The sequence below is a fragment of the Thiolapillus sp. genome (assembly GCF_048562965.1).
GTDB classification, from domain to species: domain Bacteria; phylum Pseudomonadota; class Gammaproteobacteria; order Chromatiales; family Chromatiaceae; genus Thiolapillus; species Thiolapillus brandeum_A.
In genome coordinates this window covers 1-16,265 of the sequence record NZ_JBHNMF010000033.1, presented here as the reverse complement: position 1 = coordinate 16,265, position 16,265 = coordinate 1, and the positions used below count along the sequence as shown (strand labels likewise).

13 protein-coding genes are annotated in these 16,265 nt (G+C 60.5%); 8 read left to right on the top strand and 5 right to left on the bottom strand.

The annotated features are described in order from the left end of the window. Together ACOCD2_RS03660 and ACOCD2_RS03655 are read left to right on the top strand one after the other, a co-directional pair. Nucleotides 1–224: hypothetical protein (locus ACOCD2_RS03660; protein WP_293644855.1), on the top strand; the 224-nt coding region annotated here is incomplete at its 5' end. After that, nucleotides 221–952, top strand: a complete 732-nt coding sequence (locus tag ACOCD2_RS03655) for a hypothetical protein (RefSeq protein ID WP_293644853.1) — start codon at nucleotides 221–223, stop codon at nucleotides 950–952. The genes ACOCD2_RS03660 and ACOCD2_RS03655, both read left to right, overlap by 4 nt. A gap of 28 nt (nucleotides 953–980) precedes the next feature. On the opposite strand, the gene ACOCD2_RS03650 is transcribed toward ACOCD2_RS03655, so the two are convergent. The 4 genes from ACOCD2_RS03650 to ald form a co-directional block, all read right to left on the bottom strand. Further along, on the bottom strand, nucleotides 981–2,048 hold the full coding sequence (locus ACOCD2_RS03650; protein ID WP_293644851.1) for an ATP-binding protein: 1,068 nt from the start codon (nucleotides 2,046–2,048) through the stop codon (nucleotides 981–983). Nucleotides 2,049–2,141: 93 nt separating this feature from the next. Next, nucleotides 2,142–3,002 (bottom strand): hypothetical protein, encoded by an 861-nt coding sequence (locus ACOCD2_RS03645; protein ID WP_293672436.1) that lies wholly within the window; start codon nucleotides 3,000–3,002, stop codon nucleotides 2,142–2,144. Nucleotides 3,003–3,004: 2 nt separating this feature from the next. Continuing rightward, on the bottom strand, nucleotides 3,005–3,691 hold the full coding sequence (gene pdsR, locus ACOCD2_RS03640) for a proteobacterial dedicated sortase system response regulator (protein ID WP_293644847.1): 687 nt from the start codon (nucleotides 3,689–3,691) through the stop codon (nucleotides 3,005–3,007). Between the two features lie 3 nt (nucleotides 3,692–3,694). Further along, on the bottom strand, nucleotides 3,695–4,747 hold the full coding sequence (gene ald, locus ACOCD2_RS03635) for an alanine dehydrogenase (RefSeq protein WP_293644845.1): 1,053 nt from the start codon (nucleotides 4,745–4,747) through the stop codon (nucleotides 3,695–3,697). Nucleotides 4,748–4,806: 59 nt separating this feature from the next. On the opposite strand from ald, the gene trxB reads away from it, so the two are divergent. From trxB to recD, 6 genes are read left to right on the top strand one after another with little or no spacing between them, the layout of a single operon-like run. Then, nucleotides 4,807–5,763 (top strand): thioredoxin-disulfide reductase, encoded by a 957-nt coding sequence (gene trxB, locus ACOCD2_RS03630; RefSeq protein WP_293644843.1) that lies wholly within the window; start codon nucleotides 4,807–4,809, stop codon nucleotides 5,761–5,763. A gap of 3 nt (nucleotides 5,764–5,766) precedes the next feature. Continuing rightward, entirely contained in the window at nucleotides 5,767–6,462 is a 696-nt protein-coding gene (aat, locus tag ACOCD2_RS03625) for a leucyl/phenylalanyl-tRNA--protein transferase (protein WP_293644842.1), read from the top strand. Continuing rightward, a complete protein-coding gene (locus ACOCD2_RS03620; RefSeq protein WP_293644841.1) occupies nucleotides 6,453–7,166 on the top strand; it encodes an arginyltransferase in 714 nt (237 codons plus the stop codon). The genes aat and ACOCD2_RS03620 overlap by 10 nt, the downstream gene beginning before the upstream one ends. Further along, entirely contained in the window at nucleotides 7,160–10,375 is a 3,216-nt protein-coding gene (gene recC / locus ACOCD2_RS03615) for an exodeoxyribonuclease V subunit gamma (RefSeq protein ID WP_293644839.1), read from the top strand. The genes ACOCD2_RS03620 and recC overlap by 7 nt, the downstream gene beginning before the upstream one ends. Beyond that, entirely contained in the window at nucleotides 10,372–13,833 is a 3,462-nt protein-coding gene (gene recB / locus ACOCD2_RS03610) for an exodeoxyribonuclease V subunit beta (RefSeq protein ID WP_293644837.1), read from the top strand. The genes recC and recB overlap by 4 nt, the downstream gene beginning before the upstream one ends. Then, entirely contained in the window at nucleotides 13,811–15,625 is a 1,815-nt protein-coding gene (recD, locus tag ACOCD2_RS03605) for an exodeoxyribonuclease V subunit alpha (RefSeq protein WP_293672437.1), read from the top strand. Before recB ends, recD begins: the two co-directional genes overlap by 23 nt. 21 nt (nucleotides 15,626–15,646) lie before the next feature. On the opposite strand, the gene ACOCD2_RS03600 is transcribed toward recD, so the two are convergent. Continuing rightward, nucleotides 15,647–16,072 (bottom strand): DUF4399 domain-containing protein, encoded by a 426-nt coding sequence (locus ACOCD2_RS03600; protein WP_293644833.1) that lies wholly within the window; start codon nucleotides 16,070–16,072, stop codon nucleotides 15,647–15,649. Between the last annotated feature and the right edge of the window lie 193 nt (nucleotides 16,073–16,265).

Here is a 16,265-nt window from a genome sequence, read left to right as displayed (position 1 = left end):
GATGGATAACCATGGCGTTATGCTTCCTCCAGGTTTTGCGTGAGCCAGTCGTTCAATATCTGGCGGGTTCGGAACAAAGGATAGCTCCTTTTTGGAATATAATCACATGGTACCCGACAAGCTGGTGGTTCTACCTGATCCTGCCGCTGGCTTTTTTGTTTGCTGCCTGGCGTATTCGCCAGCCGCAGCTGTTTCCCCTGTCTTTTCGGGAGCATGTCCGATGAAAACTGAAAACAGATTTTTTCCTGTCCTGATTGCCATCCTGTTTTTCTCCCCATCTGCCTTTGCGCAGGATGCGGACGGTGCCGGTGCAACCGCTATTACCGAGGACTTTTCTACGGAGACGGTCGGCGCACCCCCACAGTCTTTCGCGCCTGCCGTGGGTAACTGGCTCATCGGTATCGACCAGGGCAACAAGGTGCTCGTCGTCGATGGCAGCAAGTGGCGACGCGGGCAGACTTCCGCAGGACTGGCCGACAAAGCCCGGGCGCTCTATGGTGAACGTTATGCGGAGTTTCTTGACAACGTCAAGGCTTATGCCTACTTTCCCTTTGCCGTCTTCAGGCGTGTGGACAATTTCTCCAATGGCACCATTTCCATGCGCTTCAAGTCCATTGCCGGGCGTATCGATCAGGGTGCAGGCATTCTTTTCGACCTGAAGCCCAACGGCGACTATTACGCACTGCGTGCCAATCCCCTGGAAAACAACCTGGTGCTCTGGCGCTTCAGGCATGGCAAGCGAAGTTCGGTGAGCTGGGTGAGAAATGTCGTCACGGCTTCGCGCCAGTGGCACGATATCGCGCTGAAAGTCCGGGGCAGACACATCGAAGGCTATGTCAACGGCAAGAAGTATCTGGAGTACGAACTGCCCGCAGCCGTATCCGGCAAGACAGGCATTTGGACCAAGGCAGACAGTGTGGTGTTTTTCGATGACTACAGGGTCGAGCACTGAACAGCCTGTCGTTTGCGATCCTGCGATATCAGTTGGCGTCCAGTCTCAGGCCAAAACAGAAGCTGACCGCTTTTTCATCGGGACGATTCTCCATACGGGTCCCGCCGCCATGGAATTCGGCGATGAGCTTGACCAGGTACAATCCCAGCCCCAGGTGCGGTTGCTCCTGCCGCTTCTCACGCAGGGATACCATGGACTGAAACAGGTCCATGTTCGGCGGGATGGCTGGACCCTGGTTGCTCACGCAGACGAATACCTGCTGTTGTTCCCGAACGAGCCGTACAGCTATGGGTGTGCCGGACTGGTGGAAGTCCACGGCGTTGTCCAGCAGTTTTTCCAGCGCCTGGTGAACCAGTTCCGGGGAGCCGGATATCCTGCAAGCCACACAGGGCTGCAGTTCGAATGTCAACCCGGGGTGGATGCTGGCGTAGTTTTCCAGGCTGAAAGCCAGCAGCTCGCACAGGTCGAACGGCTGGACCTCGACCTGCTCCAGTGCTTTTTCCAGCTGCGTGGCTTCCTGCAGTTGCCGCAGGATCAGTTCCAGCCTGTCCACGCCTTTCTGCGCACGTTGCAGGTAAGCCTGCTTTTCTTTCGCATCGTCCACCAGTGAGCTGTTTTCCAGGGAGGTGCGAATGATGGCCAGGGGCGTGCGGAACTCGTGGGACAGGCGCGAAGCCATGGCCTGCAGATAGCGGTTGTATTCCTGCAGGCGTGACAGCACGCTGGAAAAGCTCTGGCCCAGGTCGGCGATCTCATCGCGGGAGCGGCTGACCTGGATTTCGCCGATGATACGGCCGTCCGGCGCCACGGTCTTTTCCATCTGGTTGTGCAGGCGGCGGATTCTCGACGTCAGCAGGCTCGCAAAGCCGAGCAGGGCCAGGGCAACCACCACGAACAGGGTGAAGGTGATGACCAGCAGCCGCTGCATGGCCTGGTTCTGCAGGGAGAGTATGTTGCCAGTGGTCTGCTCCAGCATGACGGCCCCCCTGATCTTGCCGTCACTGAAGACGGGCCGGGTGGTGGCGATGACCAGGGTTTCACTGCCGGGCATGCGATAGCGCCGGGTGGCGGTTTTTCCCTGCAGCGCCGATATCACCGGTTCACCGCTAAGGCGAACGCTGTTTTCTTCAATGGGAGGCGCATCGCCTGCCCGGTGCTGCAGAATCAGGTCGATGATTTTCCGCAGTAGTCAGGGTGCGGCAGTTTCGCTCTGGGGGGCAGTGTCTTCCAGATTTCCCGAGCGTGTCAGCACCCAGCCCTGGTCATCGGTGATCCGGATACGGCTCTGGGGAAGGTCGATGTTGGCGATGATGCGCTTCAGCTCGTGGGAAGGCTGGATGAGTCTGCCTGCCTTGTGGGAGTCTTCCATGCTGGCCGTGGCAAGCTTGTGGCCGGCGCCGTCCATGACCCGGATACTCATGCCGGACGCCATCAGTCTTTTCGGAATGCGCATTTCCAGGTTGTAACCGCTGGCGATTTCCTGCCATTCGCCCTGCAGGCGGAAGTCACCGGGGCCGGGCTGATCACCGTTCAGGCGGTGAGTGATGACCGTACCTGGTGCTCTTGGTGCGATCAGGTAGCTGCGGGACAGGCCGTTGTCGTCCACCAGGAAGAGCTCTACCTGATTTGAACGGCCATAGGAGATGATCCTGCCACCGGCATAGCGGGGCGGCGGGGTGATCACGTGGATGAGGAGATGGAAATAGCCGGGTGAGGCGCGGAGCAGCACCTGAAACGCAAGGCCGTCAGCCGATGAAAACTGCTGCGCCAGGGGCAGGATGTCCTGCCAGTCGTCTGCATAACCGTCGATGATCACCGGCTGGTATGGATGGACGTAGAGCGCGTCGGGTCCCGCATCCTTTTCAGAAAATGCGGGATTGTCCTGGACCAGCAGGGCCAGAGCCTGGGTGGTGGTTGCCAGATTGTGATCCTGCGCGTCGCGGAGGAAGGTTTCCATCTCCCGGATGAACTGGTAGCCGGCAACGGGAATGGCGATGAGGCTCAGGGATACCAGCAGCAGCTTGAAGCGTATGCCAAAGCGCCTCTTCACGCTCATTCGATCCAGCGGTAGCCGATGCCGTACACCGCCTCGATCCGGTCGAAGGCCGGGTCCACGTCCTGAAATTTCCTGCGTATGCGGCGGATATGGGAAGTGATGGTGCTGCTGTCCACCACGATGCTGGCGGCTTCCATGAGCTGGTCCCGTGATTTCACATGGCCGGGGTGCAGCGCCAGGGCATGCAGCATCCACAGTTCGGTGACGGTCAGCTCCACCGGCTGCTGTTTCCAGTGGGCGCTGAGGCGGTCCATGTCCAGTGCGAGATCGCCTTGCAGCAGCTGGTTCTCACGGCTGTTCTGCGCCATCACCGCCACGCGCCGGAACAGTGCGGCAACCCTGGCGGTCAGGTGAGGCAGGCTGATGTCCTTGGTGAGGTAGTCATCGGCGCCGAGACGGAGACCGGAAACCACGTCGATGTCGCTGTCCCTGGCGCTGAGAAAGATGATGGGCAGGGCTGGCGCTGCGCTGCGCAGTTCCCTGCACAGTTCGAATCCCCCGTCGATTTCATCTCCCAGGCCGATATCCAGTATGGCCAGGTCCGGCAGTTGGGTGGCGAAGCTCTCTAGCACTTCGCGGCGGTTGGCATAGGTCCGCACCCTGTACCCCTGGCGCTGGAACAGCTCCGCGTAGTTGGCGCGGATATCGGCCTCGTCTTCCACGATGGCAATGGTCTTGCTCATGCCTCAGTGCAGGGCGGGGTGGACGACGGCGCCGTTTTCCACGTTGACGGCAGCGTTCAGAACATCATCTTCCCGCCAGTTGCCTCCTGCCAGGCGCTGGCAATAGGGCAGCAGGCTGGCAGACAGGGCAAGGGATGCCGTTCTGGGCACTGCGCCGGGGATGTTGGTGACGCAGAAATGGGAAACATCACATTCCCGGTAGACCGGATCGTCATAGGTGGTGGGACGGGTGGTTTCGATACAGCCACCCTGATCCACGGCAATGTCCACGATGACGCTGCCGGGCTGCATGGAGCAGACCTGTTCGCGGGAAACGATCTTCGGAGCCTTTGCGCCGGGGATCAGAACGGCACCGATGAGCAGATCCGCCTGGGAAACCTGCTCATCCAGAGCATCCCGGTAAGGGTAGAGCGCCGTGATGTTGCTGCCCATGGCCATCATGGCATCCAGCTTGCCCGGCTGCCTGTCGAAGACCACCACCTCGGCGCCCATGCCTGCGGCCAGGTGGGCTGCATTGCCACCGGCGTTGCCCGCGCCGATGATCACGACCTTTCCCCGCTGAGTGCCCGGCAACCCCCCAAGCATCAGGCCTTTGCCACCGGACGGGCGGTGCAGGAAATGGGTGCCTGCCTGTATGGCGATGCGCCCGGCGATGTTGCTCATGGGGGCGAGAATGGGCAGCCGGCGCTGGTCTTCCACGGTTTCGAAAGCAATGGCTGTCAGGCCGATCGCACACAGCTTTTGCGTCAGTTCGGGAAGCGCCGCCAGGTGCAGGAAGCTGAACAGCAGGTGATCGGGCCGCAACAGTTCCAGTTCCTTGCCCACGGGTTCCTTGACCTTGAGAATGAGTTGCGCCTGACCGTAGACGTCGGCCGCGCCGGGCAGCACCTGAATGCCTGCCCCGGCATAGTCCTCGTCGCTGAATCCGCTGGCTTCACCCGCGCCGGACTGGATGCTCACCTGGTGGCCTGCATGCACCAGGTCGGCAGCCGCCTGCGGAACCAGCGCCACCCGACCTTCCAGGGGTTTGATCTCTTTGGGTATGCCAATTCTCATGTGTTAGGATTTGCCCCATATTCAAAAGTACATCGATTATAAACCTAAGGAGTATTCCCGTGAGTGAAACCAGACATTGCCCGCTACTGATCCTGGGCTCCGGCCCTGCCGGTTACACCGCTGCCATCTACGCGGCGCGCGCCAACCTGAACCCCGTGCTGATCACCGGCATGGAACAGGGTGGCCAGCTCATGACCACCACTGACGTGGACAACTGGCCCGGCGACAACGATGGCGTGCAGGGTCCGGATCTGATGGAGCGCATGAAGCAGCATGCCGAACGCTTCGAGACCGAGATCGTTTTCGATCATATCCACACCGCCGAACTCACCCAGCGGCCTTTCACGCTGAGCGGTGATGCGGGCACCTACACCTGTGATGCGCTGATCATCTGCACCGGCGCATCAGCCCGCTACCTGGGGCTGCCCTCGGAAGAGGCCTTCAAGGGCAAGGGCGTTTCCGCCTGCGCCACCTGTGACGGTTTCTTCTATCGCAACCAGAAAGTGGCCGTCATTGGCGGCGGCAACACGGCGGTGGAAGAGGCACTCTATCTGTCCAATATCGCTGCAGAGGTGATTCTGGTGCACCGCCGGGACGAGCTGCGTGCCGAAAAGATCCTGCAGAAACACATTCTGGAGAAGGCGGAAAACGGCAACATCACCATCATGTGGGACAGCACCCTGGACGAGGTGCTGGGTGACGACAGCGGCGTTACCGGGATGCGCATCAAGAACGTCAAGGACGGTTCCACCCAGGATATCGAACTCCAGGGCGTGTTCATTGCTATCGGTCACAGTCCCAACACCAGCCTGTTCGAAGGCCAGCTGGAAATGAACAACGGTTACCTGAAAGTGCAGAGCGGTACGGAAGGCAATGCCACTGCAACATCCATCGAAGGCGTGTATGCGGCCGGTGACGTGGCCGATCATGTCTACCAGCAGGCGGTAACTTCCGCGGCCAGTGGCTGCATGGCAGCCCTGGATGCTGAAAAATACATCGACGCACTGGAGAAATGATACTTGCTGTTCTCCCTGGACGAACGCCGGCCGGGAGAGCCGTTTCCCGATCCGTCACTGGCAGAAAAAGACCCCGACGGTCTGCTGGCCGTCGGGGGTGACCTGACACCTGAACGGATAGTCCAGGCCTATCGCCAGGGCATCTTCCCCTGGTACGGGGATGATCAGCCCATCCTGTGGTGGAGTCCTGATCCCCGCATGGTACTTTTTCCGGACGACCTGCACGTCAGCCGCAGCCTGGCCAAGGAACTGCGGCGGGGGCGTTTCCAGGTTACCTTCGACCTGGCTTTCGACCAGGTTATCGAGTCCTGCGCCCAGCCGCGCAAGGATGAACCCGGTACCTGGCTGATGCCGGAAATGATTGCCGCCTATCAGGAATTGCATCGGCTGGGCATTGCCCATTCCGTGGAAACCTGGCATGACGGCGAGCTGGTAGGCGGACTGTATGGCAACGCACTGGGCAGCGTGTTTTTTGGCGAATCCATGTTCAGCCGCATGTCGAATGCATCCAAGGTCGCTTTCGTGTGCCTGGTGCGCAGCCTTTCCCGCACCGGTTACAGTCTCGTCGACTGTCAGATCTTCACTCCACACCTGCAGTCACTGGGAGCGGGCCTGATTCCCCGCGAGCGGTTTCTTTCCCTGCTCAACGACAGTGTGAATGATCTTCGCCGCTTTCCACTGGAAGTATCATGCGCCTGAGTCTTGGCCTGACCCAGGAGCATTCCTGCAGCTACCTCGAAAACCATATGGCCCGCTCCCTGATGGTCATGGATGAGGAGCTGCTTTCACCGCATACCTATGACGCGCTGCTCGCGCACGGTTATCGCCGCAGCGGTGATCACGTCTACCGTCCCTGGTGTGACGGCTGCCGGCAGTGTCATGCGGTGCGGGTGCCGGTGGAACGTTTTCGTCCCAACCGCAGCCAGCGCCGCTGCTGGAACCTCAACCGGGATCTGGACCTGCGCTGGGTTCCTGCAGAACTGACCGATGAGCAGTACGCGCTCTACCTAGCCTACCAGGCCCGCCGTCATGCCGGTGGCGCCATGGCAGAGAGCAGTTTCATGGAAACCCAGGAGTTTCTGCTCGCCAGCTGGAATGATGTCCGTTTTCTGGAGATGCGCCTTGCCGGTGAACTGCTGTGCGTGGCGGTGACCGACTTTCAGCCCCTGAGCCTGTCAGCCGTGTATACCTTTTTCCGGCCGGACATGCACAAGCGTTCCCTGGGCAGCTATGCCATCCTGCAGCAGATTGCTCAGGCGAATCAGGAAGGCAGGCAATGGCTGTATCTTGGCTACTGGATCCCCGATTGCCGCAAGATGGCCTACAAGTCCGCGTTTCGGCCTATCGAGGTGCGCGCTCCCCTGGCCGACATGCAGGATGAAAAATGGGTTGAGCGATGCTGAACGTCTATCCTTCCAATCGCCTGGAGGACCTGGCGCAGTTGCTGGTTGCGGTGCTGCACCTGCCGAAGGACAACGTGCTGCAGCCGGACATCGTGCTGGTGCAGAACGGCGGTATGCAGCACTGGCTGAACCTGCAGCTGGCGTATCAGCGTGGCATCAGTATGAACCTGGATTTTCATCTGCCGGCCAGTTTTTTCTGGCGGCTCATCCGCGGGATTCTTGGCCGGGAAGCGGTGCCGGACCTGTCACCCTACTCGAGGGAAGTCTTGTGCTGGCGCTTGTACGCGCTGCTGGCCGACAGTGTGACTACGGAGAACCCCCTGTGCCGGGAGGCGACGGACTACTGGCGGAAATCACCGGGCGATGCCGACAGCCTGCGCTTTCAGCTGGCGCGGGAGCTGGCCGATCTGTTTGAACAGTACCTGATCTACCGTCCCGACTGGATCAGTGCCTGGGACAGGGGAGAGACGCCCCACTGGCAGGCTTTCCTGTGGCAGCGGCTGGCAGCTGAAGTGCCGGCCCATCCCCTCAGATTGCTGCGGCGTGCCGTGAAACAGCTGGACGGGCCTGCCGACGGGTTGCCGGCCAGGCTGTGTATCTTCGGCATCAATGCCCTGGCGCCCCTGTGGCTGGATTTTCTGGGGAAGGTGGCGGTTCATACTCAGGTGCATCTTTTTCAACTCAACCCCTGCGTGGAATACTGGGGTGATGCCCGCAGTGAAAAGCAGTTGAGCCGCTGGCTGGACAGTGAAGAACACAGCATGGAGATCAACCCCCTGCTGGGTAACCTGGGCGCCCAGGGGCGTGAGTTCCTCTCTCTGATTCAGGAGCAGCCTGCCATGGAATATACGGCCTTCGATCCGCCGGTGGCATCGGGTTCTGCAGACCGGCTGTTACATCGTCTGCAAATGGACATCTTCAGTCTGGAAGATGCCCGCCGGCATCCACGGCAACTCGTTGATGACAGCATCACCCTGGTGTCTGCGCATTCCGCCCTGCGTGAAGTGCAGGCATTGCATGACTGGCTGCTGCACCAGTTCAACGACGATGCCAGCCTGACGCCGACCGATGTGCTGGTGACCTGTCCGCGCATCGAAGACTATGCGCCGGCGGTGCAGGCGGTTTTTGGCGGCAGCGGCGATGGCGAGACGGCTGCTGTCCGTCTGCCCAGCAGTATTGCCGACCGTGCGCTGCGTGATGAAGAGCCTCTGGTTGCCGCTTTCGCCGAGTTGCTGGATCTTCCGGACAGCCGTTTCCAGGTGTCGCAGATTCTGGCGCTGTTACGCTTGCCTTCGGTACAGGCGCGCTTCTCCCTGACGGAAGAGGAACCGCCGGTCATCGAACGCTGGCTGGACAATGCTGCCGTGCACTGGGGGCTGGACCGCAATCACAAGCAGCAGATCCTGGGCAGCGAAAACCTGAGCGCCAGCTATACCTGGCAACAGGGCCTGGAACGCCTGCTGCTGGGGTTTGCCTGGGGTAATGAAACGACTGTTTACGATGATCGCCTGCTGCTGCCCGATGTGGAAGGGGATGAAGCGCTGCTGCTGGGCAGGCTGATGGAGCTGATAGGCGGGCTGAAAGACTATGCCATGAAACTGGGCCGGCCACGCCGGGCATCAGCCTGGCAAACGCTGCTGATGGAGATGCAGGCCTGGCTGTTCAGCCTGAACGGTGATGACGAACAGGCCAGGTTCGTCATCGGCAGCGCCATCGATGAACTGGGGGAATACACCCAGGCGGCGGGTTTTGTGCAGGATATTCCCCTGCCGGTCATTCGTGACTGGCTGCGTGCGGCGTTTTCCCGTCCCGAACCGGGGCGCCAGTTCCTGGTGGGGCAGGTGAGCTTCTGCTCCATGATACCCATGCGCAGTGTACCTTTCCGCATCATCGCCGTGCTGGGGTTGAACAACAGCGATTTTCCCCGCCAGCGGCCGCCACGCGGGTTCGATCTCATGGCTCAGGAACCTCCGCGCCCGGGGGACCGTTCCCTGCGCGGGGATGACCGCTACCTGTTTCTCGAAACACTTATCTCCGCCCGGGAGAAGCTCTATCTCAGTTTTCAGGGACGGGATATCCGGACCAATCAGCCGCGTGAACCTTCCCTGGTGCTGAGAGAGTTCATGGACTATCTCGAGCAGGGATATGGCTGGTCATTCTCCGGCGGACAGGCAGATCTCATCCAGCTGCCTCTGCAGCCCTTCAGCCGGGAGAACTACATGGCCAGGCCAGGCCGGGCGGCGGCCTTCCATTCTTTCGATACCGGCTGGCTGTCGCTGCTGCAAAGCCCGGGGCAGCGCAACAGCCTTCCCTCGCAGGAACCTGCGGAACCTGCGGCACAGGAGCTGCAGCTCGAAACCCTGCTGCGCTTTTTCGATCATCCGCCCCGTTATTTTGCCAACCTGCGGCTGGGTCTGTATCTGGGTAGCGACGGGATCAGCGGACCGGAAGACCATGAGCCTTTCACCGCCAGCCTCCTGGACCGCTATCTGCTTCAGCAGCAACTGGTGCAGAGCCACCTGGCCAATGAAGACGGTGACCTGCTGTTGCGGCAGGCGCGGCTCAGCGGCCACCTGCCGGAAAACCCGGTTGCCGATGATCAGCTGCAGGAGTGGCGGCAGCAGGCTGATGCCTTTGCGCAAACCGTTGCGGACCAGGGTGGCGCGAGTATCGTTTTCGAGCCTGCCGAAATCATGCTGGAAGAGCACAAACTTCTCGCAACTCTTCCCCGGGTCAAAGATGAACTGTTGTTTTACCGGTTGGCCAATGCCAAGGGAAAAGATGACCTGCGCCTGTGGCTGCATCACCTGGTGGCGAACTGCCTGCCCAATGCGGAGGGCGCCGTACGTACCCGGGGTATCTTCCGGCGCAAGAAAAACAGGGAGGATGTCTTCTGCCAGGTATCCTTTGCACCGGTGGACGATGCCGAAGCGCTGCTGCTGGAGCTGGTGGATGTCTGGCGGCAGGGACAGGTTCAGCCCCTGTTGTGCGGCGCAGAACTGGGTAGGGCCTGGGTGGAAAAGCTGGCACAGGCACCGCAGAAATTCCCAGCATTCTGGTCGGACGACTACAACAGGCGCGGGCCGGGACATGATCCCTACTATCACTGGTTCTGGCCCGAAATTCCCGCCTGGGAAGACCTGCCGGCAGATCTGCTGAACCGTATCTACGCTCCCCTGTATGCGCACCGAACCGAGGAAGACCTGTGAAGCGGCAACCTCTGGACATACTCCAACTGCCGCTGCAGGGCTGCCAGCTCATCGAGGCCAGCGCGGGCACCGGCAAGACCTTCAGCATCACCCGTATCTACCTGCGCCTGTTGCTGGAGAAGCAGCTGGATGTGCGCAATATCCTGGTCATGACCTTCACCCGTGCGGCTACCGAAGAGCTCCGCGGGCGCCTCGCCGGAGAGCTGCGCCACGCCCTGGAAAACTGGGGGCGCTTCGATGCCGGTGATGTTTTCTACCAGGCCATGCAAACCCGTTTCAGCTGGGAAGAAGCACTTCCGCTGTTGCATCGCGCGCTGCTGTACCTCGATGAGGCGCCGGTTTACACCATCCACAGCTTCTGCCGCCGGGTGCTCGAACGCCATGCCTTTGCCACAGGCATGGATTTCGATACCGGCATGGAACAGGAGCTGGATGATATCGTCCTGGAAGCAGTGCGGGACTGGTACCGCCAACTGGCGGGCCGCGCCGGCGACTACCGCATCGTGGCCCGGCGCTGGCAGGACCCCGAAGCGTTTTTCAGCAGTTTCGGGAAGCTGCTGGGCAAGCAGCAGCGGCTGACGGTTCCCGATCCCGAAGAAATCAGGATGCGGTGGCTGGCGAGGAAGCAGGCCTGCAGCGAAACCTTGCAGCAACACCGCGAAACCCTGTTTACGCTGCTGCTGGATTCCCACAAGCAGGGTGTACAGCGCATCGCAGAATGGCAGGCGCTCATGGACTGGCTGGCGCAGGAGGACGGCAGTGCCATGCCGGGAGAAGCGGCTGCTTTTCTGGACGGCAGACGCTGGGGCCGATCACCCGGCAAGAAAGACATCGATGCCTGGCTGGGCTGTGCCAAAGATCTGAAGAAGGACAGCATGAAACTGGCTGAGCAGCTGGAGCAGGCGCAGGCTGCTGTTCTGGCTGCTGCCGGCATGGAGGCCATCGAAGAAGCGATTCAGCATGCCAAACGCGCTCAGCGGGTCATGGGTTTTGATGACCTGGTGGAACGGCTGGCACTGGCACTGGAGGCGCCAGCGGGTGGGGAGCTGGCCCGCATCCTGGCCGGAGAATACCCGGTTGCCCTGGTGGACGAATTCCAGGATACCGATCCGCTGCAGTACCGCATCCTTCAATGTATCTATACACCTTCACGCCGGCAGGAGACAGCCCTGTATCTCATCGGCGATCCCAAGCAGGCCATCTACGCCTTTCGTGGCGGTGACGTGTTCGCCTATCTGCAGGCCAGGTCGGATGCCGATGCGCAATGGCATATGGATACCAACTGGCGTTCTTCCACGGCCATGGTGGCGTGCGTCAACCGCCTGTTTCACGGCGCCCCCCTGGATCAGCCCGAGGCGGGTGTGTTTGGCCTGGGCATCGAATACACGCCGGTAATAGCTTCCGGTAAAGGTGATGAGCTGCCGTTGCAGGACCCTCAAAACCCTGCCGCGCTGCAACTGGTGCATTTCCCTGCCCACGAGGATTACGCTGACAAACAAGGGTTCAACAAGGCGGACTTCCGGGGGGTGATCGCCCACTGGTGTGCGGCGGAGATCAGCCGCCTGCTTGGTGGCGATGTACTGCTCGGTGATGCGCCGCTGCAGGCGAAGGATATCGTGGTCCTGGTGCGTGACCGCAGCGAGGCCGGGGATATGAGGCTGGCGCTGGATGCCGCGGGTCTGCCATCGGTGTATCTGAGCCTGAGAGACAGGCTGTTTGCCAGTGAGCAGGCAGGGGATCTCTACCAGGCGCTGCTGGGTATCCTGGAGCAGGAAGACGAACGCCTGGCGCGGGCGGCACTGGCGAACGTCTATCTCGGGGGTGATGCGGACCGTCTTCAGCGTATGAATGAAGACGAGGATTACTGGGAGGAACAATACCTGCATCTGCATCGGTTGCGTGGATTGTGGCTGCAGCGCGGCTTTGTCGCCATGGTGCTGACACTCTTCCATGAATACTACCGGCCACCGGCGCAGGACAGGGAAAGGGCACTGACCAACAGCCTGCATCTGCTGGAACTGCTGCAGCAGGCCAGCCAGCGTCATCGCCAGCCGCGGCAGTTGCTGAACTGGCTGGGTGAACAGATCCGTGGTGAAGGCGAGAACATCGAGGCGGAACTGCGCCTGGAGACAGATGCCGACCTGCTGCGCATCCAGACCCTGCATGGCGCCAAAGGGCTGGAATATCCCGTGGTGTTCATCCCCTTCGCCTCGCGCTACAGGGATCCCGCAAGATTCGGCAACAAGAATGTGGAAGTGCTCAGTTACCACGACAGGAACACGCTGGAGCCCGTGAACTATCTCGGCAACGACACTGAAAAGGTCAAACTGACCAGGGAAGAAGGTCATGCAGAAACTGTGCGCCTGCTTTATGTGGCGGCGACACGCGCCATCGCACGCTGTTATGTCTGCAGCACGCCCTTCAGGGATAGTGTGCGGTCTCCCCTGGGGCAGGTACTAAGGCTGGATGATGTCGGCGGCCTAGAGCCGGCCCTTGATGATCTTGCCCAGGGTGACGAGGCAATTGCCCTGGCAAGGGTGGAAGATGTCAGCTTTCCGTTTTTGCAAAATCTTGCGGACAGCGGGGATGAGCAGGTGCTGGCGGCAGCCACTTTTACAGGCCGTATCCGGTGTGACTGGTGGCTGGGTTCCTTTTCCGCGCTTACACGCAATCTGCGCCATGGCGGCATCACCCTGCCGGACAGGGATCAGGACGAACCACCGCAGGCGGAAGTAGCCCCGCAGCTGCGCTTTGCCCTGCCGGCCGGTGCGGCGGCAGGCAATCTGCTGCACGAAATCTTCGAACATCTGGATTTCTCACGTCCCGATTGGGAGCATGTCCTGCAAAGGCCTCTGGCGGGCTTCGGTCCGTTGCCCGAAGGGTTCCAGAGCGCCGACCTGGTGAGCTGGCTGCAGGCGGTGCTGGATACGCCGCTCCCTGCAGACCTGACCCTGTCGGGGCTGGCGTGGCCGCAAACCCTGCGCGAGACGGCCTTCTACTTTCCCATGCTGAAAGGCAACGTGGCGGAACTGGCGCAGATACTTGCTCAGCACCGCGGGCAGGATTCGGCTATCGAATTGCCGGCAACGCGCCGCCTGCGCGGTATGATGCACGGCTTTATCGACCTGATCTTCGAATGGCAGGGGCGCTATTATGTGGCGGACTACAAGTCCAATTTTCTGGGTGCCCGGCTGCAGGATTACAGCATGCCCATGATCGAAAACAGCATGCAGCGATCCTTCTATGATCTGCAGTACCTGCTCTACAGCCTGGCGCTGCACCGCTATCTCCGGGCGCATCTCGACGGCTACCAGCCCGAGGTGCATTTCGGCGGTGTGTATTACTTCTACCTGCGTGGCATGTCACCTGCCGGGGATACCGGTGTGTACCACCGGGAGCTTTCCGGAGAACTGCTGCAGCAACTCGACACCCTGTTTGGACGGCAAGCGGATGTATGACAGCTACCGGCAATGCCGTCAGCAGCTGCAGGGAGTCGAAGCCATCGACTATTACCTGGCGGAAGCGCTGTGCAGCCGATTCAGTGTGGAAAACCCGGCCCTGCTGTTTCACAGTATCCTGCTGCTGTCCGCACTGCTGAGAGGTGGTCACAGTTGTCTGAAGCTGACAGCAGAAGCCGGGAACAGGTACTGGCAGGAAGAAACAGGCGCAGGTGGGTTCGTCTTTCCTGATCCGGAGACCTGGCAACAGGAAATTTCCACATGGGGCCTCGGGCCGGAACAGGATCAGCCGCTGGTTTACGAATATCAGCGTCTTTACCTGCGGCGCTACTGGCGCTTCGAAAAGGGTGTGGCCGACAGGTTGGGACAGATGAAGTGTCAGCAACTGGATCCAGATGCAGGCAGGACCGCCGGGGTGCTGGCGCAGCTGTTTCCGCAGGCAGACCCTGAAGACCAGCAGCGCCAGGCCGTGGCCAACGCCCTGCGGCAGCGGTTTGCCGTTATTTCCGGCGGTCCCGGTACGGGCAAGACATTCACCGTGACAAGCCTGTTGGCCGCCATGCAGCGCCTCCACGGTCACAGCCTGCGCATCCGTCTGGTGGCGCCCACAGGGAAAGCGGCCCAGCGACTGAACGAATCCATCGTGGCGGCCAAGGCAGAGCTGCACCGGCAGGGTCTGCTGGAGCCCCGCGACCTGGATGCCATCCCGGAAGATGCCGCCACCCTGCATCGCTGCCTTGGGGTCATCCCCGGTCAGCATGAGTTCCGTCACAATGCTGGCAATCCGCTCATGGTTGATATGCTGCTGGTGGATGAAGCTTCCATGGTCGATCTGCCCATGATGTACCGCCTGCTTCAGGCACTGCCTGATGGCGCCATGCTGATTCTGCTGGGTGATCCGGATCAGTTGCCTTCGGTTTCAGCCGGCAGTGTACTGGCGGACCTGATCCCCCGTCCGCATCCCGGGTACAGTGAGGACAACTGTATGTGGCTGGAGAAGCTGACAGGCATCCGGCCATCCCAGGCCAGGGGGCAGGGCGCCGATTACCTCAGCCAGCTGACCCGCAGCCGGCGTTTTTCCGATGAAGGCGGGATAGGCCGGCTGGCAGCGGCTGTCATCGGCGGTGATGCCGAAGAGAGCTGGCGGATTCTCGGTGACAGTTCCGATGCCCTGCAATTGCAGGAAGGCAGGGATCTCCATGCCTGGCTCGATCCGTTGATCGAGACCCGGTATGTCCCCTTGCTGCAGGCCGCTGATGCAGCGCAGTGTTTTGCCCTCCTGTCTGCGTTCCGTATTCTTTGTGTAACACGGACCGGCGAGCAGGGAGCCGAACAGATCAATGCCTATGTCGGGGAACGGCTGCGCCGGGCGGGGCTGATCGCGGGCGAGGGCAGGTGGTACCCCGGCTGTCCTGTCATGGTGACGCGCAACCATTACGAGCTGGACCTGTTCAACGGCGATATCGGAGTGGTTGTCCGCCATGGCCGGGGGCTGCGCGTGGCCTTTGCCAAAGGTGAGGAGCTGCGTTTTCTCAGCCCGTCCCGCCTGCCGTCCCTGGAAGTCGTGTATGCCATGACGGTGCACAAGACGCAGGGTTCCGAATTCGATGAGGTCGCGCTGGTACTGCCCGAAAACGACCAGCTCCTCAATTCCAGGGAACTGCTGTACACAGGCATCACGCGCGCCAGGCACGGGCTGAAGGTCTGGGCGGATGAGGCGGTCTGGAAACAGGGGGTGGTGCGCAGCGTCAACCGTTATTCCGGGCTGGCGGAACGTCTATTGTCATCCTGATCCTGATCCTGAGCTGGTCTGCTATTGCACCGTGATGGTGATCTTTTTCGACATCAGAGGAGGATCTGTGGGCTCATGGTCTTCGTCGCCCAGTAACAGCTGCAGGGTATGTTTTCCGGGTGGCAGATCGAGCACAGCTTCGGTTTCGCCCTGATCGAAATGCATGCAGTTCTTGCTGTGATCCAGGGGTTCCTCCATATCCAGGTTGCCGGGATGGTCTACCAGCAGGTGGTGATGACCTGCAGTATGCCGGCGTTTGTCTCTGGTGCCGGCGGGTACGATGCCATAGCCTTCGATACCGAATTGCACCTTGTAGGGGGCAGTGACGGTCTGCCTGTCCTGAAGATTCTTGAAATAGACCTTGGCATGTTCGCCGGGGGAATGGGCCTGGGCAATATTACCTGCCAGCAGCAGGGCGGGCGCCAGAAGCAGTTTCAGTTTTTTCATTGGATGTTCCTCACTCTTAAAAAAGGGCTCCGAAGAGCCCAGTACTTCACCAGAAGGGATATAGCTTATTTTTTCGGCTCTTCCCCAAATGGAGTGGGTAGATTATCGTAATCCCCTATGAGAGACAAAGACCTATATGCCCAGATACTGGGAATCAAGAGTCCCTGGCAAGTATCCGGTGTAGAGCTGGCGC